Raw genomic sequence first — 25,110 nt, 5'->3', positions numbered from 1 at the left:
AGAGGAGCGATGGAGGCGTCACGCTGGCGGCAGCTGTCCTGCCTGCTGGATCAATTGCTGGAACTGCCCGAACCGGCGCGCGAGCAGCGGTTGCTGCGCCTGCGCGAGGAAGACCCGGGCCTGGCCGTCGATGTGGAGCGCCTGCTCGCGCACGAGCGCGACAGCCACGAGTTCCTGGCCCAGCCGCTGTGGACCGCCGCGCCGGAAGACAGCCGGGTCGGCTCGCGGGTCGGCCCTTACCGACTGTTGCGCCCGCTGGGCGAGGGCGGCATGGGCGAGGTCTGGCTGGCCGAACGCGCCGATGGCCTGTACGAGCGCCAGGTCGCCCTGAAGTTGCTGCGCAGCGGCTACGCCGATCCCGGCCTGCGCCAGCGCTTCAGCCGCGAACGCGAAATCCTGGCCCGGCTGCAGCACCCCCACCTGGCCGAGCTGTTCGATGCCGGCGTGGATCTGCAGGGGCAGCCCTACCTTGCACTGGCGTACGTGGAAGGCGAGCCGATCACCGACCATTGCCAGCGGCTGGCGCTGCCGCTGGAACGCCGGCTGCAGTTGATGCTGCAGGTATGCGCGGTGGTCAGCCACGCGCATGCCAACCTGATCGTGCACCGCGACCTCAAGCCCTCCAACATCCTGGTCACCGCCGAAGGCGAGGTGAAACTGCTGGACTTCGGCATCGCCAAGCTGCTCGACGATGACGACGGCAGGCCACCCGCGCATCCGCCTACCGAAGCGCGCGCCTTCACCCTGCACTATGCCGCGCCGGAACAGGTGCGTGGCGAGCCGGTTTCCACGCTCACCGACGTGTACTCGCTTGGCGTGGTGCTGTTCGAAGTGATCACCGGGCAGAAGCCCTATCGCCTGCGCCGGCACAGCGACGCCGAGTGGGAGCGCTCGATCCTGGACGTGCAGGCCCCGCGCGCCTCGGTGGTGATGACCCGCCAGGCTGCCGCCGGTGGCGAGCAGGCAGTGGCGGCCAGGCGCCTGTCGCGGCGCCTGCGCGGCGACCTCGACACCATCCTGCTCAAGGCCCTGCAGAAGGAACCCGCGCAGCGCTACGCCTCGGTGGAAGCACTGGCCCAGGACCTGCGCTGTTTCCTTGAAGGTCGCCCGATCCATGCGCGGCCGCACCACGTGGGCTACCGGCTGCGCAAGTACCTGGGCCGGCACCGCTGGGGCGTGGCGCTGGGCTCGCTGAGTGTGCTGGCACTGGTTGCACTGGCGCTCACCGCGCTGTGGCAGATGCAGCAGGCCCGCCGCGAAGTGGCACGCGCCCAGGCGATGGAGGATTTCACGGTCGGGCTGTTCGACAAGGCCGCCGGGGTGCGCCACGGCAGCTTCGACCTGCGCCAGTTGCTGGCCACCGGGCAGCAGCGGGGCGAGGCGGAACTGCAGGATCAGCCGCTGTCGCTGGCCGAACTGGAGGGCGTGATCGGCCGGCTGCGGATCGGCATGGGCGACTACCAGCTGGCGCTGCAGACGCTCGATCGGCAGCGCGCGCTGCTCGAGCAGGCCGGCGAGGTGCCGCCGGCGCTGCAGCTGGAGGCGGTGACCCAGCGGGGGCGTGCGTTGCGCATGCTGGGCCGTTCGCGCGAGTGCGTCACCCACCTCATGCCGATGCAGGCGCTGGCCGCACAGCAGCGGCTGCGGCTGCCGACGGTGGTGGCCGAGTACCACACCCAGCTCGGGCGCTGCCAACAGCTGCTGGGCTACCGCGACAACGCGCGCGCGGCCTTCGAGCAGGCCCGGGGGCTGCGTCGCGACGTGCTGCGCGATACCCCGGGTACCGCGGAGAGCCTGGCCGATCTGGCCGCGCTGGACAGCGACGATGGACGTGCCGCGGCGGCGCTGGCCGGTTACCGCCAGGCGTTGCAGCTGCTGCAGGCCGGGGTCAGCGAGCGCCACCCGCAATTGATCGCGCTGCGCCGGCACATGGGCGAGACGCTGGCCGCGCAGGGCGACCTCGACGCTGCCGGGCAGGCGCTGCAGCTCGCCGGTGCCGACGCGGTGAGTCTGTACGGACCGGATCACCCGGAAACGCTGTCGATCCGCCGTCTGCGTGCCCTCCTGGCGCTGCAGCGCGGTGATCTGCAGCAGGCGCAAACCGAGTTGCAGCAGGTGCATCGGCTGACCCGCCAGGCGCTCGGCGAACAGCACCGCGACACCGGTTTGACCTGGCATGCACTGGGTCGGCTGGCGCTGGAGCGCGGCGACAGTGCCACCGCCATCGATGACCTGGGCCGCGCAGTGGCGATCTGGCGCCAGCCCGATTGCGTCGGCCTGTTGCCGCAGGGCCTGTACGACTATGCCGCGGCCCAGGCCCAGGCCGGCCGCTGGCAGGCCGCGCTGGCCGCCCTGCATGAAGGTCGGCAGTGGCAGGCCGCGCAGCGGGGCGATGACGATGCGTCCGTGCAGCAGGCCGATCGGCAGATGGCCGAGCTCGTCAGCGCGTACGGCGATCCCCGCCAGGCCGGGGAGCAGTTGGCGGCGTTGATGCGCCGGGTCGACCGTGCCGGACCGGGAAGCCCGGCCGTGCAGCGCGCGCTGCAGCTGGCCTGGGGCCGCAACCTGGGCCGCATGGGCCAGACCGTGGAAGCGCGCCGGGCGCTGGCGCCGTTGCTGGTGGGCGATGCGGCCGACCCCGACAGCCGTGCGCTGCGCTGGCGCGCGCGCGCGGCGATGGCGCAGCTGGACTGCAGCCGCGCACCGGCGCGCGCGCGCGAGGCGCTGGGGCAGCTGCAGCAGGAGCTGCAGGCGCAGTGGCCGCAGGGCGGGCAGCTGCCGCAGGAGGTGAGCCGGGCGCGCCAGGACTGCGCACCGGCGCAGCTCGCGGCCGGCCCCTGAGCGCGCTGGCTGAACGCCACCGCGCATTCACCTCGGCGATTTAACGTCTGCGTGCCTATGATGGCCGGCCCTTCCCTGCCATCGCTGCCTGCATGCAACGACGCGACTTCCTCCGCAATGCCTCCGTGGCCTTGGCCGCCTTCGGCCTGCCCGCACTGCCGGCCTGTGCCGCGCAGGGCAACCAGGTCGGCCTGCGCCGGCTGGGCCAGCCGCAGCCGTTCGATTTCGCTTCGCTGAAGGGGCAGGCGCGCGCGCTGTCCCAGGCCGCCTACCAGAGCCACAAGCGCACCCTGCCGGGGCCGGTGGAAGCGCTGGACTGGGACCAGTACCAGTCGATCCAGTACCGTCAGGACCACGCCCTGTGGGCCGATCAACCCGGCCGCTACCAGGCCAAGTTCTTCCACCTCGGCCTGTACTTCCACTCGCCGGTGCGGATGTTCGACGTGGTCGACGGCAAGGCCCAGGAACTGGCCTACGACGGCGCGGCCTTCGACTACGGCAAGAGCGGCCTGAAGGGCAGCCACCTGCCGGCCGACCTGGGCTTCGCCGGGTTCCGCCTCAACACCCGCAAGGACACCGACCGCGACTTCGCCGCGTTCCTCGGTGCCAGCTATTTCCGCGCGGTCGGCAAGGAAGGCCAGTACGGCCAGTCCGCGCGCGGCCTGGCGATCGACACCGGCATGGGCAAGCCCGAGGAGTTCCCGGACTTCATCGCCTATTACCTGGAGCAGCCGGCCGCCGACTCCGACACGCTGGTGGTCTACGCCCTGCTGGATTCGCCGAGCACCACCGGTGCCTACCGCTTCGCGATCACCAACGGTGACGTGCTGCTGATGGACATCGACTGCGCGCTGTACCCGCGCAAGGCGATCGAGCGGCTGGGCATCGCCCCGTGCACCAGCATGTACCAGGTCGGCGAGAACGACCGCCGCATGGCCTGGGACTGGCGCCCGGAGATCCACGATACCGACGGCCTGTCGATGTGGACCGGGGCCGGCGAATGGATCTGGCGCCCGCTGTGCAATCCGTACCACCTGCGCTTCAACATGTTCGTGGACAACAACCCGCGCGGCTTCGGCCTGCTCCAGCGCGACCGCAACTTCGACCATTACCAGGACGACGGCGTTTTCTACGAGAAGCGTCCGTGCCTGTGGGTGGAACCGAAGGGGCAGTGGGGCAAGGGCTCGGTGCAGCTGGTTGAAATCCCGACGGTGGACGAGACCTTCGACAACATCGTGGCGTTCTGGAATCCCGAGGCCAAGCCGCAGCCGGGCCAGGAACTGCTGCTCGGCTACCGCCTGTACTGGGGCGCCGAGCCGCCCGCCCGCCCGCCGCTGGCGCACTGCGTGGCCAGCCGTACCGGCCTGGGCGGGGTGATCGGCAAGAAACGCGAGTACTTCTCGTGGCGCTTCGCGGTCGATTTCGAAGGCGGCGAACTGGCCGCGCTGATCGACAAGGGCGAGGTCGAGGCCGTCGTGCAGGTCAGCCGTGGCCGCACCGAAATCGTTTCGGCGCGTCCGCTGCGCGAGATCAAGGGCTACCGCGCGATGTTCGACGTGGTGCCGCCGGATGACTCGACCGACCAGATCGACATCCGCCTGTACCTGCGCAGTGGCGGCAAGACACTGACCGAAACCTGGCTGTACCAGTACAGCCCGCCGCCGAAGGGCGCGCCGGAACGCACGTTGTATTGATCAAAGCGGCAATGGGACCTGTGCCGGGTCGATTCTTCCCTCACCGCGCGTGATCTTCTTGAACTCCGCGCGGCTCACCGACACGTAGCGCTCGTTGCCGCCGATCTCCACCTGCGGGCCGTCCTGCACCGCGTGGCCATGCTCGTCCACGCGCACGGTCATCGTGGCCTTCTTGCCACTGTGGCAGATCGTCTTGATCTCCTGCATCTCGTCGGCCCAGGCCAGCAGGTACTGGCTGCCTTCGAACAGTTCGCCGCGGAAATCGGTGCGCAGGCCGTAGCAGAGCACCGGGATGCGCATCTGGTCGACCACCTCGCTGAGCTGCCAGACCTGGCTGCGGGTCAGGAACTGCGCCTCATCGACCAGTACGCAGCCCAGCGCACCGTGGGTGCCGATGTCCTCGGCGATCAGCTGCTGCAGGTCGGTGTCCTGGTTGAACGCGATGCCGTCGGCCTTCAGGCCGATCCGCGAGGCGACCACGCCGCGCCCGGCGCGATCGTCCAGCCGCGGGGTCAGGATGGCCACGCGCATGCCCCGCTCGCGGTAGTTGTGCGCCGACTGCAGCAGGGTCGTGGTCTTGCCGGCGTTCATCGCCGAATAATAGAAATAGAGCTTGGCCATCGGCCAATTCTAGACGCCTGGCCGCGTCCCGTGGGCCGCCAGGCGCGGAGGCCGGACGCTTTCGTCCGCGGTTGGAGATCTCCACGCCCCCGGCCTGACGGCCCGCTACAATGCCCCTCCCCTGGAGATGGCATGCACGGTCTCAATCCTCCCCAACACGCGGCAGTGATGCACTGCGAAGGTCCTCTGCTGGTGCTTGCGGGCGCAGGCAGCGGCAAGACGCGCGTGATCGTGGAGAAGATCGGCCAGCTGATCGCCAGCAAGCGCTATCCGGCGCGGCGGATCGCGGCGATCACCTTCACCAACAAGTCGGCCAAGGAAATGCGTGAGCGCGTGGCCAAGCGCCTGCGCGGCGAAGACGCCGACGAAGTCACCATCTGCACCTTCCACGCGCTGGGGCTGAAGTTCCTGCAGATCGAGCACGCCGCGGTGGGGCTCAAGCGCGGGTTTTCGATCTTCGATGCCGACGATTCGACCGCGCAGGTCAAGGACCTGATGTACGGGGCCAAGCCGGACGACATCGAGGACGTGAAGAACCTGATCTCGCGCGCCAAGAATGCCGGGCTCTCGCCCGAGCAGGCGATGGCGGCCGCACGCAGTACCCGCGAGAAGGAAGCGGCCAGCGTCTACGAGCGCTACCAGCTGCGCCTGACCGCGTTCAACGCGGTCGACTTCGACGATCTGATCCGGCTGCCGGTGCAGGTGCTGGAAGAGAATCCGGAGATCGCGCTGGCCTGGCGCGAGCGCATCGGCTACCTGCTGGTGGACGAATGCCAGGACACCAACGATGCGCAGTACCGGCTGCTCAAGCAGCTGGCCGGCAGCAAGGGCAACTTCACCTGCGTGGGCGATGACGATCAGTCGATCTACGCCTGGCGCGGTGCGAACCCGGAAAACCTGCAGCAGATGGCGCGCGACTACCCGGCGCTGGAAATCATCAAGCTGGAGCAGAATTACCGCTGTTCCAACCGCGTGCTGCGCGCGGCCAATGCGTTGATCGCCAACAACCCGCACGAGCACCTGAAGAAGCTGTGGAGCGACCAGGCCGACGGCGAGCGGATCCGCGTGTGGGAGTGCCGCAACAGCGAGCACGAAGCAGAAAAAGTCGCGGCGGAGATCTCCTTCCTGGCCACCTCCAAGAAGATTCCGTGGAGCGATTTCTGCATCCTGTTCCGCGGCAACTTCCAGTCGCGGCCGCTGGAAAAAGCGCTGCAGCTGGTGCGTGCGCCGTACCACATCACCGGCGGCACCGCGTTCCTGGAGCGGCAGGAGGTCAAGGACACGCTGTCCTGGCTGCGCCTGCTGGTGAACCCGGATGACGATACGGCGTTCATGCGCGCGGTGCAGTCGCCCAAGCGCGAAGTGGGGGCCGGCACCCTGGCCAAGCTCGCCGAACTGGCCTCGGAAAAAGACCTGCCGATGGCGCATGCGGCCGAAGCGATCGGCGCGCTCTCGCAGTTGCCGCCGCGCGCCGCCAATGGCCTGAGCCGCTTCACCGACATCCTGCGCGACCTGCGCGCGGAGATGCCCAAGCTCAGTTCCGGCGACCTGGTGCGCAAGCTGGTGAAGGACTCCGGGCTGGTCTCGGACCTGCGCAGTTCGTGCAAGGAAGAGTCCGTGTACCAGCGCCGCCTTGGCAACCTGGAAGAACTGGCGCAGTGGTTCGAAGGTGGCCCACGCGGGGCCTCCACCGCCGATCTGGCCGCGCAGCTGGCGTTGCTCTCGCGCAATGACAAGGATGACGGTGGCAACCAGGTGCGGATGATGACCATGCACGCGTCCAAGGGCCTGGAATTCCCGTACGTGTTCATCATCGGCTGCGAGGACGGCGTGCTGCCGCACCAGGTCAGCCTGGACGAAGGCAACCTGCAGGAAGAGCGGCGCCTGCTGTACGTGGGCATCACCCGCGCCAAGGTCCAGCTGTGGATGAGCTACAGCAAACTCACCCGCAAATTCGGCGAGCACGTGCGGCTCAAGCCCAGCCGTTTCTTCGATGAGATACCGGCCGAGGAAATGCAGCGCGACGGTGCCGATCCGGTCGCCGACGCGGCGCGCAAGAAAGAGCGCGCCAGCGCCGGCCTGGCCGCGATCCAGGCCCTGTTCGACTGACCCAACGCCCTGGTAGAGCCGACCGCTGGTCGGCTGGTCCTCGACCCGGCATACGGCAACCGACCCACGGTTGGCTCCACCCTCTTCCGGCAGCCGACCCACGGTGGGCTCTAGCCTCGTCCGGCAGCCGACCAACGGTCGGCTCTACCGTGTTCGCGACGCGCACTGCACAATCGATGCATCACCTTTCACCGGTACCCGCATGTCCGCCGTGATCCAGACCGACCGCCTGCACCTGCGCCTGATCGATCCCGACCACGATGCGGCCGACATGCTGGCCCTGCTCAACGAGCCGGGTTTCATCCGCAACATCGCCGACCGCGGCGTGCGCACCCTGGCGCAGGCACGTGACTACACCGCCGAGCGCGTGCTCGGCAGCTATACGCTCAACGGCTTTGGCATGTACGCCATCGTCCGCCGCGAAGATGGCGCATGGCTGGGCAATGCCGGCCTGGTCCGCCGTGCCGGGCTGCCGGCACCGGATATCGGTTATGCGCTGCTGTCGCAATACGAAGGCCACGGCTACGCGTTCGAGGCCGCGCGCGGGGTGATGCATTACGCGCGCGATGTGCTTGGCCACACCGATCTGTACGGCATCGTGTCCCCGGACAACCTGCGCTCGGCCGCGCTGCTGCGCAAGCTGGGCATGGAAGATCGGGGCGACCTGCTGCTGCCGCCGCCACACGAGGAGGTGGTGCTGCTGTTCGCCACTCCGGGCGCGCCGGCCCCCTGACACCGGCGACGGGCACGGCGCGGCGCTCGATCCACGCGCATACGGCCGGTAGAGCCGACCGTTGGTCGGCTGCTCTTCACCCCCCCAACTGCGCGCGCAACTCCGCCAGCTGTTCCTGCAGCTCGGCCACCGTGGTCTCCAGCTGCTGCACGCGGCCCTCCAGTGCCGGATTGGCGGCGTTGCCGCCACTGGACGGGGCCGACCGATACTGCTCCGCCAACGCCTGCACATCCACGGGACCAGCCAGCAGGTGCATGTAGCGGTCTTCGCGCTGGCCGCTGGCCCGCGGCAGCTGGACCGCCATGCCGCGCTGGATCATGCGCTCCAGGTGATGGCGCAGTTCCTCCACGTCCTGGAAGCGGACCAGGCGCTCGCTGCGGGTCAGCAGCTCGTTGAGGGTCTGCGGGCCGCGCAGCAGCAACAGGCCCAGGATCGCCAGCTGCTGGCGGGTCAGGTCCAGCGCGGCACCGGCGCGGTGCTCGTAGCGCTCGGCGCGCGAGGAGTACTGCTGGCGCGCCAGGCCCAGGGTCTCCAACTGGCGCAGCGCGTGGTGCACATCACCGGCCGAGAGGGCCATCACCGGCTCGCGCGCGGTCTTCTGGTTGGCCGCCACCTGCGTCGCGTTGACCGTCAGCGGGTAGGCATCCGGCGTGGTCGCCTCCTTTTCGATCAGGCAGCCCAACGCGCGGGCCTGGGCCGCGCTGAGCACGGGTAGGGCAGGGGTCTGGGTGTCGTCGGTCATGGGGCGCTCCGGGGTGTTTCAGGGGCGTGCAGCATAGCCGAGCCCCGCCTGCCGCATGAATGCCGCGGGACAAGCCGGTAAACTGGCGCGAATCTGTTGCCGGTGAATGCCATGCGTCGTAGTGCTGTTTCCCTGTCCGTGCTTGCCTGTGCCGTGCTGGCACTGAGTGCCTGCAAGCGCACCGAAACCCCGGCCGATGCCGCCCCGCCGGCCGCTGCTGCCGCCGTGAGTGCGCCGGCCGCCACCGGCGATGCCGCCGTGGCCGCCAACGACAACCTCAATGCGGTGCTGTGGATGCAGCGCTCGCAGGAGTACCGGGCGATCACCGAGCAGACCTACCGTGCGGCGGCCGATCACCTGGACAAGGCGCTGAAGGAAGCCAACTGGGACGCGCTGGTGCCCGAGGAACGCGGCAACGCCGCCAAGGGCCTGAAGCCGGCCGTGGTGCTGGACGTGGATGAAACCGTGCTGGACAACTCGCCCTACCAGGCGCGCCTGGTGCGCGACGGCAAGGAGTACGACGAGCTGAGCTGGGACCAGTGGGTGGCCGAAAAGAAGGCCAAGGCGATTCCGGGGGTGGTCGATTTCGCCAAGGCCGCCAACGCCAAGGGCGTGACCCTGCTGTACATTTCCAACCGCGCGGTGCATCTCAAGGACGCCACGCTGGCCAACCTGCGCGAGCAGGGCCTGCCGGTGGCCGACGACAGCGTGTTCCTCGGCTTGGGCACGGTGGTGGACGGCTGCGAGCAGGCTGGCAGCGAGAAGAACTGCCGCCGCCGCCTGGCCGGCCAGAAATACCGCGTGCTGATGCAGTTCGGTGACCAGCTGGGCGACTTCGTGGAAGTCACCGCCAACACCAACGAGGGCCGCGATGCGCTGCTGCAGCAGTACCACGACTGGTTCGGCGAGCGCTGGTGGATGCTGCCCAACCCGACCTACGGCGGCTTCGAGCCGGCCCAGTTCAACAACGATTACAGCCAGTCGCGCCAGGCCCGCCACGACGCCAAGCGCGCCGCGCTGGATTACGCACCGTGAGCCGCGCGCCGCTGCCGCTGCGGGACGAGGAGCGCCTGATCTTCGCGCTTGACGTGCCGGGCCGTGACGATGCGCTGGCCTGGGTCGATCGCCTGGGGGATGCGGTGTCGTTCTACAAGATCGGCATGGAACTGCTGGCCTCCGGCGAGTATTTCGAGGTCCTCGATGCGCTGGCCGCGCGCGACAAGCGGGTGTTCGTCGATCTCAAGTTCTTCGACATCCCGGCCACCGCCGCGGCGGTGATCCAGCGGCTGTCGCAGTGGCCGGTGAGCTACGCCACCATCCATGGCTGGCACCCGGCGATGATGGAGGCCTGCGCGGCCGCCAACGGCAGCGACATGCGCCTGCTGGCGGTGACCGTGCTGACCTCGATGGGCCGCAGCGACCTGGCCGGCATGGGCATCGACCGCGAGCCGGTCGAGGTGGTGGTCGAGCGCGCGCTGGCCGCCCAGGCCGCCGGCATCGACGGGGTGATCGCCTCCGGCCAGGAGGCCGGGCCGATCCGCGCGGCCACCGGCGCCGGCTTCTCGATCGTCTGCCCGGGCATCCGCCCCGGGGGCCCGGTCGGCGATGACCAGAAGCGCACCGTGGGCGTTGCCCAGGCCTTTGCCGATGGCGCCGATGCGATCGTGGTCGGCCGTCCGATCCGGCTCGCCACGGACCCGCAGGGTGCCGCCCGCGCCATCCAGGCCGAGATCGCCTTGGCGCTCGCCGCGCGCTGAGGCACTGACGGGGCGGAGTCGCCCCGTCACCACCGGTTTTTCTGTACATTCAAGGGCTTGCGCATAGAGCGCAGGGTCGGCAGGTCTGTCGGCTTGCCGCTGTCACTGAACAGGCCGCAAGATGCGGACCGGTCCGGGGAGTCCGAATTCATGTCCATGTCGTTGAAGCCGTGGCAGTACCGAGGGCAGGCGTTGGCACTGGCCCTGTGCGGGTTGGTGCTGCTCAGTGCCTGCAAGGACAAGCGGATCGACCCCGACGCGCCGGCGTCCGAGCCGGTCGCGGCCCTGCAGCAGCTGGCCCAGCGGGTCGCCGACAACGATCTGGTCGGGTATGCCAAGGCGGCGGTGCCGCCGACCCAGTACGCGCGCCTGCAGGGCGCGTGGAGCCAGGGCCACAGCCGCTGGCCGCTCACCGAACTGCCGCTGGATGGGCAGTTGCTGCCGATGCTGGCCGCGCTGTCGCGGCCGGATGCGCCGCAGCGGCTGCAGCGTTCATTCGATACCCAGATCGCCGGCCAGGCTGCCCAGGTCCGGCAGGCGGCCCACTCGATGGGTCTGTTCGGCGTGCAGTACCTGCGCAACCAGAATGAGTACAGCGACAGCGAACGCGCCCATTACACCCAGGTGGTGAACGCGCTCAGCCGCTGGGCCGCCGCCGCGCCGCTGACCGACAAACAGCGGGCCAGGACCACCATCACCCTGCTGACTGCCACCGCGCGTACCGCCGGGTTGTCCACCGATGCGGAACTGCAGGCCGCAGGCATGGAAGAAAGCCTGCGGCGGCTTGGCCCCTTCATCAAGGCCTTCAAGACCGCGCTGGCCAGCTACGGGTTGTCGCTGGATGGTGCGTTGAGCGAGCTGCGCGGCGAGCTGACCTCCGAGCTTGGCGACGACGCCGTGGTGCGCATCCAGTACACATTGGCCGGTGAGCAGATCGAAGCGCAGGTGCGGATGACCCGGCGCGACGGGCACTGGTACGTGACCCGCACGCTGGAAGATACCGACGCGCTGCTGCAGGCCGCCGACGCCGCGCAAGCTGAACATGACGCCCGCCAGGCGGCCGAGGCAGAAGCCGCTGCAGCGGTCAAGGACGATGCTTCCGCATCGGCTAAGCCATAATGAAGCCGATGCCGAACCAGAATCCCCTGCCTTTCCCCGGCGAAGAGCCGCCCAAGACGCCGGACGCCACGTCCTCGTCGCCCGATACCGTGCCGTCCGACGGTGCCGCCGCCCCGGTGCCGCCGGTCGCCGGCGCGCCTGCGGAGGCGGCTGCGGTCGACGCGGAGCCGGCGGCCATCGTGCCGTCCGCGATCGTGCCCGGTGCCCGCGCGCCCAGCGGCCGCCCGCCGTGGTGGTCGCGCCTGCTCGGCCGTCTGGTCGAGCCGTGGCTGTCGCTGAAGATCGAACCCGAACATCCCGGCCAGTACAACGATGGCCGGCCGGTGGTCTACGTGCTGGAGGACTATGGCCTGTCCAACGCGCTGATCCTCGACAAGGCCTGCCGCGAGGCCGGCCTGCCGTCGCCGCTGGTACCGATCGCCGGTGACCCGACCGGGCGCAAGCGCGCCTACCTGGCCCTGTCGCGCCGGAGCAGCAGCAACTCGCTGATTCCCGAGCAGCGTGGCGCCAAGACCCATTCCGATTCACTGGCCAAGGTCCTGCAGGCGCACCGTGCCCGTGGCGAGCTGGACGTGCATTTGGTGCCGGTCTCGATCTTCGTCGGCCGCGCGCCGGACAAGCAGAGCGGCTGGTTCGCCGTGCTGTTCTCGGAGAACTGGGCCCTGGTGGGGCGCTTCCGCCGCCTGCTGGCAGTGCTGCTCAATGGCCGCAGCACGATCGTGCGCTTCGCCCCGCCGATCTCACTGCGCACCACGGTCGATGAGGGGCTGGACCCCGAGCGCACCGTGCGCAAGCTGCAGCGCGTGCTGCGGACCCATTTCCGCCGCATCCGCGAGTCGGTGATCGGGCCGGACCTGTCGACCCGCCGCCTGCTGGTGGACAAGGTGCTCGACGCCGACACCGTGCGCGAGGCGATCGCCTCGCAGGCCAAGCGCGACAACTCCAAGCCGGCTGATGCCTGGAAGAAAGCCCACGCCTATGCGTGGGAAATCGCCGCGGACTACTCCAGTCCGGTGGTGCGTTCGGCCAGCTTCATGCTCAGCCATGTCTGGAACCGCATCTACGCCGGCGTACTGGTCCACCACCTGGACAAGTTCAAGGCGGCCGCGCCCGGCCACGAAGTGGTCTACGTGCCCAGCCACCGCAGCCACATGGATTACCTGCTGCTGTCCTACCTGCTGTACGACCGCGGCATCGTGCCGCCGCACATCGTGGCCGGCATTAACCTGAACCTGCCGGTGGTCGGCACGCTGCTGCGCAAGGGCGGTGCGTTCTTCATCCGCCGCTCGATCCGTGGCAACGCGCTGTACTCGGCGGTGCTCAGCGAATACGTGGCACAGCTGGTCGCCGGCGGTTACTCGATCGAATACTTCGTCGAAGGCGGGCGCTCGCGCACCGGGCGCCTGCTGCAGCCCAAGGGCGGGATGATCTCGATGACGCTGCGCGCGTTCCTGCGCCAGCCGCGCAAGCCGGTGCTGTTCCAGCCGGTTTACATCGGCTATGAAAAGCTGATGGAAGGCGGCAGCTACCTGGACGAGCTGTCCGGCCGGCCGAAGGAAAAGGAATCGATCTGGTCGCTGCTGTGGTCGATCCCGAAAGTGCTCAAGCAGAACTACGGCCAGGTGGTGGTGAACTTCGGCGAGCCGATCGCGCTCAATGACGTGCTCGCCCAGCGTGCGCCGGAGTGGAACGGCCAGCCGGTCGGCGAAGACGAGAAGCCTTCGTGGCTGTCCGGCACCGTGGATCACCTGGCCGAACGCATCCAGGTGCACATCAACGGTGCCGCCGACGTCAATCCGATCAACCTGCTCGCGCTGGCGCTGCTGTCCACGCCCAAGCACGCGATGGGCGAGGCGGACCTGATCGCGCAGATCGAGCTGTGCAAGACCCTGCTGGTCGAGATGCCGTACTCGGACCGGGTGACGGTGACCCCGCACTCGCCGGAGCGGATCATCGCCCACGCCGAGGAGATCAACGTCCTCACCCGCATCAAGCACCCGCTGGGCGACGTGCTCAGCGTCAGCGGGGATACCGCGGTGCTGCTGAGCTACTTCCGCAACAACGTGCTGCACCTGTTCACGGCTTCGTCGTGGGTGGCCTGCTGCTTCCAGAACAATCGCCGCATGAGCCGCACCGGGCTGGTCCAGCTGGGCCGCACGGTATACCCGTTCCTGCAGGCCGAGCTGTTCCTGCCGTGGACCGAGGACGAGTTCGCCCAGCGCATCGAGCAGACCATCAACGTATTCGTGCGCGAAGGCCTGCTGCAGAACATCAACGACGACGACGGCGGCATCCTGGCGCGCAATACCGGCCAGACCGACGAAGTCTTCCGCCTGCGTGCCATCGGCCATTCGCTGCAGCAGGCGTTCGAGCGCTATTACATCGCGATCTCGGTGCTGGTGAAGAACGGTCCGGGCACGCTGGGTGCGGCCGAGCTGGAAAGCCTGTGCCAGCAGGCCGCGCAGCGCCTGAGCCTGCTCTATGCGCCGGCCGCGCCGGAGTTCTTCGACCGTACGCTGTTCCGCGGCTTCATCCAGAAGCTGCGCGAGCTGCGCCTGGTGTGGCCGGATGAAAACAGCAAGCTGCTGTTCGATGCGCGCCTGGATGCGTGGGCGAAGGATGCGAAGTTCATCCTCGGTCGCGAACTGCGCCACACCATCGAGCGGGTCAGCCCGGAAGCGGCCAAGCCAGAGGAACCGGTAGCCCAGGATTGACGACGGCACGTCGTCGATCCGACGTCTCCGGACGTATCCGGATCGTATTGCGTTCGCCAGCAATTCGTAGGTACCGACCGTTGGTCGGTACCCGCGCGCAAGCGCGGCACAAGCGTCCGCAGACCGGGCAACACGGCGTGCACCGGCTGACCGACGCTGACCACCGTCCGAAGCCACACGCCAGGGGTTCATGCCGCCGGGAGCAACAGCAGCCGACCAACGGTCGGCTCTACGCCGGTTCGTCTGGAATCAACATGTCCTCGAGCTTGGCGATGCAGTCCTTCAACTGCAGCTTGCGCCGCTTCAGGCGCTTGGCTTCCAGCTCGTCATCACCGTTGGCGGCCATGCGCAGGATCTGCTCATCCAGCGCACGGTGCTCCTGCCGGAGCGCGGCAAGGCGGGCACTGATATCGGCGGGCGTCATGGTGTCCACAAGCGCCGAGCATACACATCCCCGATGACTGCCGGGAGTGAACGGAGTCACTTCCCGGCCCCTGTGAGGGTGCGCGCCAGCCGGTAGAATGAGGCCATGAGCGCCGCTGTCATCTGCCTGCCCGATCCCGTCCCGCGCGCCCGCGATCCGCGCGCGCCCGGCGGCGTGCAGGACCGCCTGGCGCGGCAGCTGCGCCGCCAGGTGGGCCAGGCGGTGGCTGATTTCGGCATGATCGAGGCCGGCGACAAAGTGATGGTGTGCCTGTCCGGCGGCAAGGACAGCTACACCCTGCTCGACATCCTGCTGCAGCTGCAGAAAAAAGCGCCGGTGCCGTTCGAGCTGGTCGCGGTCAACCTGGACCAGAAGCAGCCCGGCTTTCCCGAGCACGTGCTGCCCACCTACCTGGCCTCGATCGGCGTGCCGTTCCAGATCATCGAGCAGGACACCTATTCGGTGGTCAGCCGGGTGATCCCCGAAGGCCGCACGATGTGTTCGCTGTGCTCGCGCCTGCGCCGTGGCGCGCTGTACCGGCATGCGGCCGAACACGGCTTCACCAAGATCGCGCTGGGCCACCACCGCGACGACAGCGTGGCCACGTTCTTCCTCAACCTGTTCCACCACGCCAAGCTCTCGGCGATGCCGCCCAAGCTGCGCAGCGACGACGGCCAGCACATCGTGATCCGCCCGCTGGCCTATGTGAGCGAAGCGGACATCAGCGCCTACGCGCAGGCGCGCGCGTTCCCGATCATTCCCTGCACGCTGTGTGGCAGCCAGGACACCCTGCAGCGCCGCCAGGTGGAGCAGATGCTGCAGCAGTGGGAGCGCGACCAGCCCGGCCGCATCGACCAGATCGCACGCGCGCTGGGCAACATCCACCCCTCGCAGCTGGCCGATCCGGCGCTGTTTGATTTCATGGCCCTGGGGCGCGCCGCGGCCGCCCCGTTGCCCGACCCGCCGGCCTGTGCCGGCACTGCCCACGACCCCGCGCACGCCCCCGGCCCGGCCTGAGCCACGCCGGTGCGCCCGCCCTCCCTTTCACGCTCTTACCCTGGACGTCCATGTTCTTTCGCAACCTGACGCTGTTCCGCTTCCCGACCGCCACCGATTTCTCCGAGGTAGACACTCTGCTGCCGCAGGTGCTGCTCAAGCCGGTCGGTCCGCTTGAAATGAATTCGCGCGGCTTCATCTCGCCGTTCGGCCGCGAAGAAAAAGCCGTGTTCTCGCACCGCGTCGGCGATGCGCTGTGGCTGACCGTCGGCGGTGAGGACAAGATCCTCCCGGGTGCGGTGGTCAATGATCTGCTCGCGCGCAAGCTCGAGGAGATCGAGGAGAAGGAAGGCCGCAAGCCCGGCGGCCGCGAGCGCAAGCGCATGAAGGACGACCTGCTGCACGAACTGATGCCGCGCGCCTTCGTGAAGAGCTCGCGTACCGACGCGCTGATCGACCTGACCCATGGCTACGTGGCGGTGGACTGTTCGAGCAGCAAGAAGGGCGAGAACATGATGTCCGACATCCGCGGCCTGCTCGGCAGCTTCCCGGCGATGCCGTTGAACGCCGAAGTCGCGCCGCGCTCGATCCTGACCGGCTGGATTGCCGGCGAAGCGCTGCCGACCGGGCTGAGCCTGGGCGAAGAGTGCGAGATGAAGGACCCGGCCGAGGGCGGTGCGGTGGTCAAGTGCCAGCACCAGGAACTGCGCTGCGACGAGATCGACAAGCACCTGGATGCCGGCAAGCAGGTGACCAAGCTGGCCCTGGTGTTCGAGGACAACCTGTCCTTCGTGCTGGGCGATGACCTGATCGTGCGCAAGCTGAAGTTCCTGGATGGCGCGCTGGACCAGCTCGAGCATGCCGACGACGACGGCCGCCGCGCCGAACTGGACGCCCGTTTCGCCCTGCAGAGCGGCGAAGTGCGTCGCCTGTTCCTGCTGCTGGAAGAGGCCTTCAAGCTGAGCAAGGCGGACTGACCGGTAACGATCAGTCCCCAGTCATGCGCCGGTCACGGCCGGCGCTATGCTGTACCCATGTCCGGATTCCTCCGCCGCCTGATTTCGCCGGCTGCCAGCACGCTGCAGCGCGATACGGTACGGCTGCGCCTGGAGGATGCCGAGATCGATGTGCTGCGCGTGCGCGATCCGCGGGCGCGCCGGATCAAGCTCAGCGTCGATGAGCGCGGTGTCCGCCTGACCCTGCCGCCGCGCGCCAGCCTGGTGATGGGCGAGCGTTTCCTCGACCAGCATCGCGGTTGGCTGTCGGAACAACTGCGCAGCTACCAGGCCACCAATCTGCCGCCACCGCTGGTGATCGGCGAGCCGGGCGTGCTGCCGTTGCGCGGCGAACTGCTGCCGTTGCGTTGGGAAACCGGTCGCTACGCACACATGCACGTGGACGAGCAGGGTGCCTGCCTGCACTGGCCCACGCGTGGCACCGACGCCACGCTGCGCCGCACCCTGCGCGAGTTCTACGAAGCACAGACCCGTGCCGACGTCGGCCAGTGGCTGCCGCGCTACCTGCCCGGCCTGCCACGTGCACCGGCACGGCTGCGGCTGAAGGTGATGTCCTCGCAATGGGGCTCGCTGGCGCCGGATGGCAGCATGGCGCTGGACCTGGCCCTGGTGCTGGGGCGGCCCTCGGCGTTCGAGTACGTGCTGGTGCACGAGCTCTGCCACCTGATCCAGGCCAATCACTCCCCGGCGTTCTGGGCCGAAGTGGCGAAGCGCTTCCCGGCGTGGCACGCCGAGCGGGATTACTTCCAGCTCGAAGGGCGACGCCTCAAGGCCACGCTGCGGCAGCTGCTGACCCCGACACCGTAACGGCGGCGGCAACGGGTGCTCCCACCGGGTAGTGCCGGCCGCTGCCCGTCTCCCCATCAAACCCACCCTCGCGCGATTGCCGGCCAGCGGCCGGCACTACCGGTGCGATGGTTCCGTCAGTTCCCCGCCCGCACTGCCGCCGCCTGCGCCCACCGCGCCGCCACGCGCGGCGCGGTGATGCACACCGCCTGGTCGGTCACGGTGGTGACCGCGCGCTCCAGCAGCTGGATGTCGGCCTCGTGCTGGCGGGCCACGTGCGGATCCTCGAAGAAGATCGCGCGCTGGCAATGCCCTTCCAGCACGCGGTCGGCGATCTGCGCATCACCACCCATCGGGCCGCTCTGGTAGCGGGTCACCCACTCCTCGCCCTGCGGCCAACCGCGGCTCCAGGCCAGTTCGTTCAGGCGCTGGCCGGTGGTGCCGGTGCCGATCCGGCTGCGGAAGCGCGACAGCACCTCGAAGTGCTCGTCGGCGAAGGCCAGCATCGCCGGCTTCATTGCGTCATGCGCGATCAGGGCCAGCGTGTGCTGCTCGAAGGCGTGCAGATCATCGGCGCCCGCATCCGGCACCAGGCCGGCGTGCAGGCGCTCGACTTCGACCCAGTCGCGTGCGGTGGCGACGGTGGAGATGAAGGGCTTGCCATGGATCACGCACTGGCGCTTGAGCGCAGTGGCCTCCGGGAAGACGGACGACGGATCGACCGGATCCATCAGGTAGATGGCACCGTCCAGAGTGCGCTCCGGCGTCCCCATGCCGACCACCTCGGCGACCAGCTTCATCAGGCCGCCCTCGCGGCCGTTCGGATAGCGGCGCAGCGGGGCGAAGTCCTGCAGGAAGCCAAGCCGCTGGATCGCATCGAAGGTGCGCCCGACCGCATGCAGCTCGACCCCGAGTTCGCGCAGTCCGGTATCGCTGGCGCGCAGCCAGCGGAACAGCGCGGCGTGCTTGTCGTGATGGTGCAGGCGGTTCGCGGCCAGGCCGATGCGCATGGGAGCAGTCCAGAGGGTGACCCAGCCAGTGTAAGCCGTTCAGGTTGCAACGAAGCAAGCATCGAACAGTGATGACGATCACGCGTCATCACGCATTTTCGTATTTGTTGCATGGTCTCGACAGGGGGCATATCCGACAGTGACGGCCGTCCGTCAATCAGGAAACCCCTGCCATGACCCTCTCCCCTTCTTCCACCATCGCCTCATCCGCGGCCGCTGCCATGGACCCGGGCCGCCGCCTCCGCGCGCTGGCCGCTGTCCTGCGCGATGCCCCCCAGGCCGATGCCGAGATGCTGCTGGCCGGGCTGGCGTGCATGCTCGATGCGCATATCGGCCGCGGCCACGATGATGTGGTCAGCAACCGTCGCATCCGCGACCAGCTCGACAACATCGAGCTGCTGATGGCGCTGGAGATCGAGCGCGCCGGGGTACGTCATGCACCTTCACCCGCGGTAGCGCGCGCGGCCTGACCAGCCCGCGGGGCCGTGCGGTTACGCTGAGAGCAGCTGCACGATGCTGCCGGCGGCGTCGCGGCCCTCGGCCACGGCCGTCACCACCAGGTCTGCGCCACGCACGGCATCGCCACCGGCGAACAGGCGCGGGTGGGCGGTCTGGAACGGCAGGCGGCCACTGCCACCGGCCACGATGCGGCCGTTGTTGCCGGCCTCCACCCCCTGCCCGGTCAGCCAACCCGGCGCACTCGGCGAGAAGCCGAACGCGATGATCACCACGTCCGCTTCCAGCAGTGATTCGCTGCCGGCGATCGGCACCGCATTGCGGCGGCCCTGTGCATCCGGTTCATCCAGGTGCGTTTCGACCACCATCACCCCGATCACTTCATCGTCCGCACCGGCCTCGATCGACAGCGGCTGGCGGTTGAACAGGAAGCGCACGCCTTCCTCGCGGGCGTTGGCCACTTCGCGCGCCGAGCCGGGCATGTTGGCCTCGTCGCGGCGGTAGGCACAGGTGACTTTGGCGGCGCCCAGGCGGATCGCGCTGCGCACGCAGTCCATGCCGGTGTCGCCGCCGCCGAGCACCACCACGCGCTTGCCTTCCAGGTCGGGCAGGGCGATCTGGTCTTCCCAGCCGGCGATCGGTCGGCCGTGCGCGTCGCTGCCACTGACGATGCGGCTGTTCTGCACGAGGAACGGCAGCGCCGGCAGCACGCCCTTGAGGTCCTGGCCAAGCAGACCACCATCGGTATAGCGATAGGCACCGGTGCCGACGAACACCGCGTCGTACTCGGCCAGCAGCTCGTCGATGCTGACATCGCGGCCGATCTCCACGCCGAGGCGGAACTGCACGCCCATGCCCTCGAGCACGTTGCGGCGGCGACTGATCACGGATTTGTCCAGCTTGAAACTGGGGATGCCGAACTGCAGCAACCCGCCGATCTGTTCGTAGCGGTCATACACCACCGCCTGGATGCCGGCGTGGGCCAGCTTGTCGGCGCACGCCAGCCCGGCCGGGCCGGCGCCGATCACCGCCACGCGCTTGCCGGTGGCTTCCACCGCGCTCATGTCCGGGCGCCAGCCGGTGGCCAGCGCGGTATCCACGATGTACTTCTCGACCGCACCGATGGTGACCGCGCCGAATTCCTCCAGCGTGCAGCTGCCTTCGCACAGCCGGTCCTGCGGGCACACCCGGCCACACACTTCCGGCAGCGGGTTGGTCGAATGGCACAGCGTGGCCGCTTCGTGGATGCGGTTCTCCTGCACCAGCTGCAGCCACTGCGGGATCGCGTTGTGCACCGGACACTTCCAGCTGCAGTACGGATTGCCGCAATCCAGGCAGCGCCCGGCCTGGAACTGCGCGTCCTCCTTGCCGAACTTGCCGTACAGCTCGCCCCAGTCACCCGAGGTGCGCAGCTCGACCGGGATGCGTTGCGGCATCGTCCGGGGCAGATCGAGGAACTGGAAAGCTTGCTTGCGGCTCATGGGTGGGCCCTGCGGTGGTGGGTTGCCGGCCAGCGGCCGGCACTACAGCGGTGGGATGTGCAGCGCCGGCGTGGGAGCCGGCGCCTTGACCCCGATCAGGCGGCGCGGCGCAGCGAGTCGGTCAGCGATTCGATGCTGGCGGCCTTGGGTTTGACCAGCCAGAACTTGCCGACGTAATCGCGGAACTCATCGAGGATCTGCTGCGCCCAGATGCTGCCGGTCAGTTCGCGGTGGCGGCTGATCAGCGTATGCAGGTGCTGGCGATGGTTCTCGAAGCCTTCGGCCGAGATGCGGTGGATGTCGATCAGTTCGTGGTTGTAGCGGTCCACGAAATCACGGTCGATATCCAGCACGTAGGCCAGGCCGCCGGTGAAGCCGGCGCCGAAGTTCAGCCCGACCTTGCCCAGCACCAGCACGATGCCGTCGGTCATGTACTCGCAGCAGTGGTCACCGGCGCCCTCGATCACCGCCAGCGCGCCGGAGTTGCGCACGCCGAAGCGCTCGCCGGCGCGGCCCGCGGCGAACAGCTCGCCGCCGGTGGCGCCGTACAGGCAGGTGTTGCCGATGATCGCGGTATTGCGCGCCTCGAAGCGCGCGCCGCGCGGCGGGCGCACCACCAGGCGGCCGCCGGCCATGCCCTTGCCGACGTAGTCATTGGCTTCGCCCTCCACTTCCAGCTGCAGGCCACCGACGTTGAACGCGCCGAAGCTCTGCCCGGCGGTGCCACGGAAGCGCAGGATCAGCGGCGCCTCGGCCATGCCCTGGTTGCCGTGCGTCCGCGCGATCTCGCCGGACAGGCGGGTGCCGATCGAGCGGTCGGTGTTGTGGATCAGGAAGCGGTGCTCGCCGCCGAGCTTGCCGGCGATCGCCGGGGCCAGCAGGCCATCCATCTGCGTGGCCAGGCTGTCCGGCGATTCGTACAGGCGCTGCGCGGCGCAGTGGCTGCCGGCGTACTCGGCCGGGTTGAGCAGGCGCGACAGGTCCACCTTGACCCCTGGGCGCGGCGAGACCTCCAGCTGCTGCAGCAGGTCGGTGCGGCCGACGATTTCGTCCAGCGAGCGCACCCCCAGGTACGACAGCCAGCCACGCACCTCCTCGGCCAGCAGCCGGAAGAAGTTCTCCACGCGCTCGGGCAGGCCAGTGAAGTACTGCGCGCGCAGGCGCTCGTCCTGGGTGGCCACGCCGGTGGCGCAGTTGTTGAGGTGGCAGATGCGCAGGTACTTGCAGCCCAGCACGATCATCGGCGCGGTGCCGAAGCCGAAGCTGTCCGCGCCCAGCAGTGCGGCCTTGATCACGTCCAGGCCGGTCTTCAGGCCACCGTCGGTCTGCAGCAGGGTGCGCCCGCGCAAATCGTTGGCCACCAGTGCCTGGTGCGATTCGGCCACGCCCAGTTCCCACGGCACGCCCGCATAGCGGATCGAGCTGACCGGGCTGGCGCCGGTGCCGCCGTCATGGCCGGAGACGGTGATCAGATCGGCGCCGGCCTTGACCACGCCCGCGGCGATGGTGCCGACACCGGCGTGGCTGACCAGCTTCACCGAGACCAGCGCGGTCGGGTTGACCTGCTTGAGGTCGTAGATCAGCTGGGCCAGATCTTCGATGGAGTAGATGTCGTGGTGCGGGGGCGGCGAGATCAGCCCGATCCCCGGCTTGGCATAACGCAGCCGCGCGATCAGTTCGTTGACCTTGTGCCCGGGCAGCTGGCCGCCTTCGCCGGGCTTGGCACCCTGCGCGACCTTGATCTGCAGGACTTCAGCGTTGACCAGGTACTCGGCGGTGACGCCGAAGCGGCCCGAGGCCACCTGCTTGATCTTGCTGCGCTTCTCGGTGCCGTAGCGCACCGGGTCTTCGCCGCCTTCGCCGGAATTGCTGCGTCCGCCGAGCCGGTTCATCGCGATCGCCAGTGCTTCATGCGCCTCCGGTGACAACGCACCGAGGCTGATCGCCGCGGTGTCGAAGCGGCGGAACAGGTCTTCGGCCGGGGCCACCTCGTCCAACGGGGTCGGCGTGGGCGCGGCCTTGAGCTGCAGCAGGTCGCGCAGCGCCGAGACCGGGCGGCCGTGCACGGCCTCGCAGTAACGCTGCCAGTCCGCGGCATCGCCACTGCGCGCGGCGCGCTGCAGGGTCATGACCACGTCCGGGTTGTACATGTGGTATTCGCCGCCGTGCACGTACTTGAGCACGCCGCCGACATCCGGGCGCAGCAGGTCGTTCCAGGCGCGCACGGTGAGCTCGCGCGCTTCATCGTCCAGACGGGCGAAGCCAACGCCTGCCACGCGCGAGGCGGTGTCCGGGAAGCACAGGTCGACCACCTCGTCATCCAGGCCGACGATCTCGAACAGCTGCGCGCCGCGGTAACTGGCCACGGTACAGATGCCCATCTTGGAGATGATCTTGGACAGGCCCTTGTAGATGCCCTTGCGGTAGCGGCGGCCGATCTGCGACTGCTCGCCGCCCTTGCTCAGCTGCAGGATGCCACGCCGGCCGAGGTCGAACAGGGTCTGGTAGGCCAGGTACGGGTACACCGCGGTGGCACCGAAGCCGAGCAGGCAGGCCATGTGGTGCGGATCGCGCGCGGTGCCGGTTTCCAGGATCAGGTTGACATCGCAGCGCAGCCCGGTGTTGGACAGGTGGTGATGCACCGCGCTGGTGGCCAGCAGCGCATGCACCATCGGCCGGTCGGCGACCGGGTAGCGGTCGCTCAGCAGCAGCATGACGATGCCTTCGCGGGCGGCGGCTTCGGCCTCGGCGCAGATGCGCTCGATGCCGGCCTTCAGGCCTTCGTCCAGGCTGTAGGACAGATCGATCAGCCGGTTCTTGTCGGCGTACTGCTCCATCTTGATCAGCTGGCGCAGCTTGCGCTGGCTGAGCACGGGCGAGTTGAGGATGACGTGGTTCACCGTCTCCGCGCCGGCATGGAAGATGTTGGTCTCCTTGCCGAGCTGGGTGGACAGCGACATGACGCAGTCTTCGCGCAGCGGATCGATCGGCGGGTTGGTGACCTGCGCGAATGCCTGGCGGAAATAATCGTAGAGCGGCCGGCTGTGCTGGCTCAGCACTGCCATCGGGGTGTCATCGCCCATTGAGCCGGTGGCTTCCTGCTCGGTCTCGGCCAGCGGGCGCAGGATCTGCTCCACTTCCTCGGTGCTGAGCTGGAACAGCTTGTGATAGCTGCGCAGGGTGCGCTCGTCGAACGGTTCTTCCACCAGCGAGGGATCGATCAGCTCGGTCTGCAGGTAGGTCACGCCCTGCTGCAGCCACTGCTTGTATGGCGCGCGGCCACGGTTGATGCGGTCGATGGCGTCCGAATCGAGCAGGTCACCGCGCTTGAGGTCGATGGCCATCATCTCGCCCGGGCCCAGCTTGCCCTTGCGCACCACGCGCTCGGCCGGCACTTCCCACACGCCCGCTTCGGAGGCGACCAGGAAATGGCGGTCGGAGGTGAGCATCCAACGCGCAGGGCGCAGGCCGTTGCGGTCCAGCGTGCAGGCCGCATAGCGGCCATCGCAGGCGACGATGCCGGCCGGACCGTCCCACGGCTCGCTGTTGAGGCCGTAGAACTCGTAGAACGCGGCCAGGTCCGGATCCTTGAACTCCAGCGACTGGGTCGCCGGCGGCACCAGGATGCGCAGCGCCTGGATCAGCTCCATGCCGACGCTGACCATCAGCTCGAGCATGTTGTCCAGGCTCTGCGAATCCGAGCCATGCATGGAGATCACGGGGTCGAACTCGCTGATATCGAAGCGCGGGGTCTTCCAGACCTTGCTGCGCGCCTGGGCCCAGCGGCGGTTGCCCTCGATGGTGTTGATCTCGCCGTTGTGGGCGAGCATCCGGAACGGATGCGCCAGCGGCCAGCGTGGCAGCGTGTTGGTCGAGAAACGCTGGTGGAACACGATCGCACTGGAGGCCAGGTCGTTGCGCTGCAGGTCCACGTAGAAGCGGCTCAGCTTGTCCGGCAGCACCATGCCCTTGTAGCTGATCGCGTTCGGGCTGAGCGTGGTGACGTAGTAGTCGGCGTGCCCACGCAGCTGCTGTTCGCTGCGGCGCCGGGCCAGGAACAGGGCCAGGGTGAAAGCGGCCTCGTCCTGCGCGGCACCGGCATCGACGAACACCTGTTCGATATGCGGCAGCGTGTCACGTGCAAGCTGGCCACAGACGCTGGGATCGGTGGGCACTACGCGCCAGCCGACCGGCTGGCAGCCGGCGTCACGCAGCTGTTGCTCCAGCGTGTCGCGGCACGCCTGCGCGGCGGCGGTGTCGTGTGGCAGGAACACCACGCCGGCGGCGAATCGGGCACCGAGGGTGAGCCCGGCCTCGGCGGCAAGTGCTTTCAGGAAGACATCGGGGCGGCGCAGCAGCAGACCGCAGCCGTCTCCGGTGACACCGTCGGCGGCAACGCCGCCGCGGTGGGTCATGCGCGAGAGCGCGGCGATGGCGGTGTCGACCAGCAGTCGGGACGGCTGGTCGTCGAGCTGGGCGACCATGCCGAAACCACAGGCATCTCGCTCATCTTGCGGGTCGTAAAGCCCTTGGCGGTTGCGGGGGGCCATTTCTGCCTCAATGTCGGGTGAGCGGCGACACTCGTCCCCGCTCAATCCGTTGAGCGCATCT

General features: G+C 68.6%; 18 protein-coding genes. 12 read left to right on the top strand and 6 right to left on the bottom strand.

The window, feature by feature from the left end:
- The first annotated feature begins 9 nt into the window (after positions 1-9).
- Both AC07WC_RS08395 and AC07WC_RS08390 read left to right on the top strand, forming a co-directional pair.
- Positions 10-2,841 (top strand): serine/threonine-protein kinase, encoded by a 2,832-nt coding sequence (locus AC07WC_RS08395; RefSeq protein WP_495209598.1) that lies wholly within the window; start codon positions 10-12, stop codon positions 2,839-2,841.
- A 92-nt stretch (positions 2,842-2,933) separates the two neighbouring features.
- Positions 2,934-4,535, top strand: coding sequence for an OpgD/OpgG family glucan biosynthesis protein (locus AC07WC_RS08390; protein WP_495209597.1), 1,602 nt, complete (start codon positions 2,934-2,936; stop codon positions 4,533-4,535).
- Here the strand turns inward: AC07WC_RS08390 and AC07WC_RS08385 are convergent, their stop codons facing one another.
- Complete coding sequence (locus tag AC07WC_RS08385) at positions 4,536-5,156, bottom strand: thymidine kinase (RefSeq protein WP_495209596.1); 621 nt, start codon at positions 5,154-5,156, stop codon at positions 4,536-4,538.
- 132 nt (positions 5,157-5,288) lie between these two features.
- Here AC07WC_RS08385 and AC07WC_RS08380 point away from each other — a divergent pair, with 132 nt between their 5' ends.
- A complete protein-coding gene (locus AC07WC_RS08380; RefSeq protein ID WP_495209595.1) occupies positions 5,289-7,265 on the top strand; it encodes a UvrD-helicase domain-containing protein in 1,977 nt (658 codons plus the stop codon).
- Positions 7,266-7,467: 202 nt separating this feature from the next.
- On the top strand, positions 7,468-7,998 hold the full coding sequence (locus tag AC07WC_RS08375; RefSeq protein ID WP_495209594.1) for a GNAT family N-acetyltransferase: 531 nt from the start codon (positions 7,468-7,470) through the stop codon (positions 7,996-7,998).
- A gap of 76 nt (positions 7,999-8,074) precedes the next feature.
- Here AC07WC_RS08375 and AC07WC_RS08370 read toward each other — a convergent pair whose 3' ends face one another.
- Positions 8,075-8,740, bottom strand: a complete 666-nt coding sequence (locus AC07WC_RS08370; protein WP_495209593.1) for a YceH family protein — start codon at positions 8,738-8,740, stop codon at positions 8,075-8,077.
- A 111-nt stretch (positions 8,741-8,851) separates the two neighbouring features.
- Here AC07WC_RS08370 and AC07WC_RS08365 point away from each other — a divergent pair, with 111 nt between their 5' ends.
- From AC07WC_RS08365 to plsB, 4 genes are all read left to right on the top strand, one after another.
- Positions 8,852-9,775: a 5'-nucleotidase, lipoprotein e(P4) family gene (locus AC07WC_RS08365; RefSeq protein WP_495209592.1), complete on the top strand. Its 924-nt coding sequence runs from the start codon at positions 8,852-8,854 to the stop codon at positions 9,773-9,775.
- Positions 9,772-10,497: an orotidine-5'-phosphate decarboxylase gene (pyrF, locus tag AC07WC_RS08360; RefSeq protein ID WP_495209591.1), complete on the top strand. Its 726-nt coding sequence runs from the start codon at positions 9,772-9,774 to the stop codon at positions 10,495-10,497. Before AC07WC_RS08365 ends, pyrF begins: the two co-directional genes overlap by 4 nt.
- A gap of 150 nt (positions 10,498-10,647) precedes the next feature.
- Positions 10,648-11,616, top strand: a complete 969-nt coding sequence (locus AC07WC_RS08355; protein WP_495209590.1) for a hypothetical protein — start codon at positions 10,648-10,650, stop codon at positions 11,614-11,616.
- The gene (gene plsB, locus AC07WC_RS08350; protein WP_495209589.1) at positions 11,616-14,330 is read left to right on the top strand and encodes a glycerol-3-phosphate 1-O-acyltransferase PlsB; all 2,715 of its coding nucleotides are present in this window, start codon (positions 11,616-11,618) and stop codon (positions 14,328-14,330) included. The genes AC07WC_RS08355 and plsB overlap by 1 nt, the downstream gene beginning before the upstream one ends.
- A 229-nt stretch (positions 14,331-14,559) precedes the next feature.
- Here plsB and AC07WC_RS08345 read toward each other — a convergent pair whose 3' ends face one another.
- Positions 14,560-14,754, bottom strand: coding sequence for a YdcH family protein (locus AC07WC_RS08345; RefSeq protein WP_495209588.1), 195 nt, complete (start codon positions 14,752-14,754; stop codon positions 14,560-14,562).
- 105 nt (positions 14,755-14,859) lie between these two features.
- On the opposite strand from AC07WC_RS08345, the gene ttcA reads away from it, so the two are divergent.
- The 3 genes from ttcA to AC07WC_RS08330 are packed head-to-tail and all read left to right on the top strand — an operon-like array spanning position 14,860 to position 17,573.
- Complete coding sequence (gene ttcA / locus AC07WC_RS08340; RefSeq protein WP_495209587.1) at positions 14,860-15,771, top strand: tRNA 2-thiocytidine(32) synthetase TtcA; 912 nt, start codon at positions 14,860-14,862, stop codon at positions 15,769-15,771.
- 50 nt (positions 15,772-15,821) lie between these two features.
- Positions 15,822-16,727 carry a recombination-associated protein RdgC gene (locus AC07WC_RS08335; protein WP_495209586.1) on the top strand — a complete coding sequence of 302 codons (906 nt, stop codon included), beginning with the start codon at positions 15,822-15,824 and terminating at the stop codon, positions 16,725-16,727.
- Positions 16,728-16,784: 57 nt separating this feature from the next.
- Positions 16,785-17,573 (top strand): M48 family metallopeptidase, encoded by a 789-nt coding sequence (locus AC07WC_RS08330; protein ID WP_495209585.1) that lies wholly within the window; start codon positions 16,785-16,787, stop codon positions 17,571-17,573.
- A 116-nt stretch (positions 17,574-17,689) separates the two neighbouring features.
- On the opposite strand, the gene AC07WC_RS08325 is transcribed toward AC07WC_RS08330, so the two are convergent.
- Complete coding sequence (locus AC07WC_RS08325; RefSeq protein WP_495209584.1) at positions 17,690-18,562, bottom strand: methylglyoxal synthase; 873 nt, start codon at positions 18,560-18,562, stop codon at positions 17,690-17,692.
- A 173-nt stretch (positions 18,563-18,735) separates the two neighbouring features.
- Between AC07WC_RS08325 and AC07WC_RS08320 the strand changes: the two genes are divergently transcribed.
- Entirely contained in the window at positions 18,736-19,032 is a 297-nt protein-coding gene (locus AC07WC_RS08320; RefSeq protein WP_495209583.1) for a hypothetical protein, read from the top strand.
- 21 nt (positions 19,033-19,053) lie between these two features.
- Here the strand turns inward: AC07WC_RS08320 and AC07WC_RS08315 are convergent, their stop codons facing one another.
- Positions 19,054-20,499 carry an FAD-dependent oxidoreductase gene (locus tag AC07WC_RS08315; protein WP_495209582.1) on the bottom strand — a complete coding sequence of 482 codons (1,446 nt, stop codon included), beginning with the start codon at positions 20,497-20,499 and terminating at the stop codon, positions 19,054-19,056.
- 95 nt (positions 20,500-20,594) lie between these two features.
- Positions 20,595-25,049, bottom strand: coding sequence for a glutamate synthase large subunit (gene gltB / locus AC07WC_RS08310; RefSeq protein ID WP_495209581.1), 4,455 nt, complete (start codon positions 25,047-25,049; stop codon positions 20,595-20,597).
- Between the last annotated feature and the right edge of the window lie 61 nt (positions 25,050-25,110).

It is taken from the genome of Stenotrophomonas sp. GW821-FHT01H02A (assembly GCF_059422145.1).
Note: the sequence above shows the minus strand (reverse complement) of the source record. Positions and strands in the feature narration are given on the sequence as shown.

What these genes read in the sequence shown, in the direction of transcription:
- AC07WC_RS08345 (WP_495209588.1), bottom strand. Translation starts at nt 14,754, where the DNA reads ATGACGCCCGCCGATATCAGTGCCCGCCTTGCCGCGCTCCGGCAGGAG.
- AC07WC_RS08395 (WP_495209598.1), top strand. Translation starts at nt 10, where the DNA reads ATGGAGGCGTCACGCTGGCGGCAGCTGTCCTGCCTGCTGGATCAATTG.
- AC07WC_RS08390 (WP_495209597.1), top strand. Translation starts at nt 2,934, where the DNA reads ATGCAACGACGCGACTTCCTCCGCAATGCCTCCGTGGCCTTGGCCGCC.
- AC07WC_RS08355 (WP_495209590.1), top strand. Translation starts at nt 10,648, where the DNA reads ATGTCCATGTCGTTGAAGCCGTGGCAGTACCGAGGGCAGGCGTTGGCA.
- AC07WC_RS08315 (WP_495209582.1), bottom strand. Translation starts at nt 20,499, where the DNA reads ATGAGCCGCAAGCAAGCTTTCCAGTTCCTCGATCTGCCCCGGACGATG.
- AC07WC_RS08380 (WP_495209595.1), top strand. Translation starts at nt 5,289, where the DNA reads ATGCACGGTCTCAATCCTCCCCAACACGCGGCAGTGATGCACTGCGAA.
- AC07WC_RS08365 (WP_495209592.1), top strand. Translation starts at nt 8,852, where the DNA reads ATGCGTCGTAGTGCTGTTTCCCTGTCCGTGCTTGCCTGTGCCGTGCTG.
- AC07WC_RS08375 (WP_495209594.1), top strand. Translation starts at nt 7,468, where the DNA reads ATGTCCGCCGTGATCCAGACCGACCGCCTGCACCTGCGCCTGATCGAT.
- AC07WC_RS08325 (WP_495209584.1), bottom strand. Translation starts at nt 18,562, where the DNA reads ATGCGCATCGGCCTGGCCGCGAACCGCCTGCACCATCACGACAAGCAC.
- ttcA (WP_495209587.1), top strand. Translation starts at nt 14,860, where the DNA reads ATGAGCGCCGCTGTCATCTGCCTGCCCGATCCCGTCCCGCGCGCCCGC.
- AC07WC_RS08320 (WP_495209583.1), top strand. Translation starts at nt 18,736, where the DNA reads ATGACCCTCTCCCCTTCTTCCACCATCGCCTCATCCGCGGCCGCTGCC.
- AC07WC_RS08335 (WP_495209586.1), top strand. Translation starts at nt 15,822, where the DNA reads ATGTTCTTTCGCAACCTGACGCTGTTCCGCTTCCCGACCGCCACCGAT.
- AC07WC_RS08330 (WP_495209585.1), top strand. Translation starts at nt 16,785, where the DNA reads ATGTCCGGATTCCTCCGCCGCCTGATTTCGCCGGCTGCCAGCACGCTG.
- gltB (WP_495209581.1), bottom strand. Translation starts at nt 25,049, where the DNA reads ATGGCCCCCCGCAACCGCCAAGGGCTTTACGACCCGCAAGATGAGCGA.
- AC07WC_RS08370 (WP_495209593.1), bottom strand. Translation starts at nt 8,740, where the DNA reads ATGACCGACGACACCCAGACCCCTGCCCTACCCGTGCTCAGCGCGGCC.
- plsB (WP_495209589.1), top strand. Translation starts at nt 11,616, where the DNA reads ATGAAGCCGATGCCGAACCAGAATCCCCTGCCTTTCCCCGGCGAAGAG.
- AC07WC_RS08385 (WP_495209596.1), bottom strand. Translation starts at nt 5,156, where the DNA reads ATGGCCAAGCTCTATTTCTATTATTCGGCGATGAACGCCGGCAAGACC.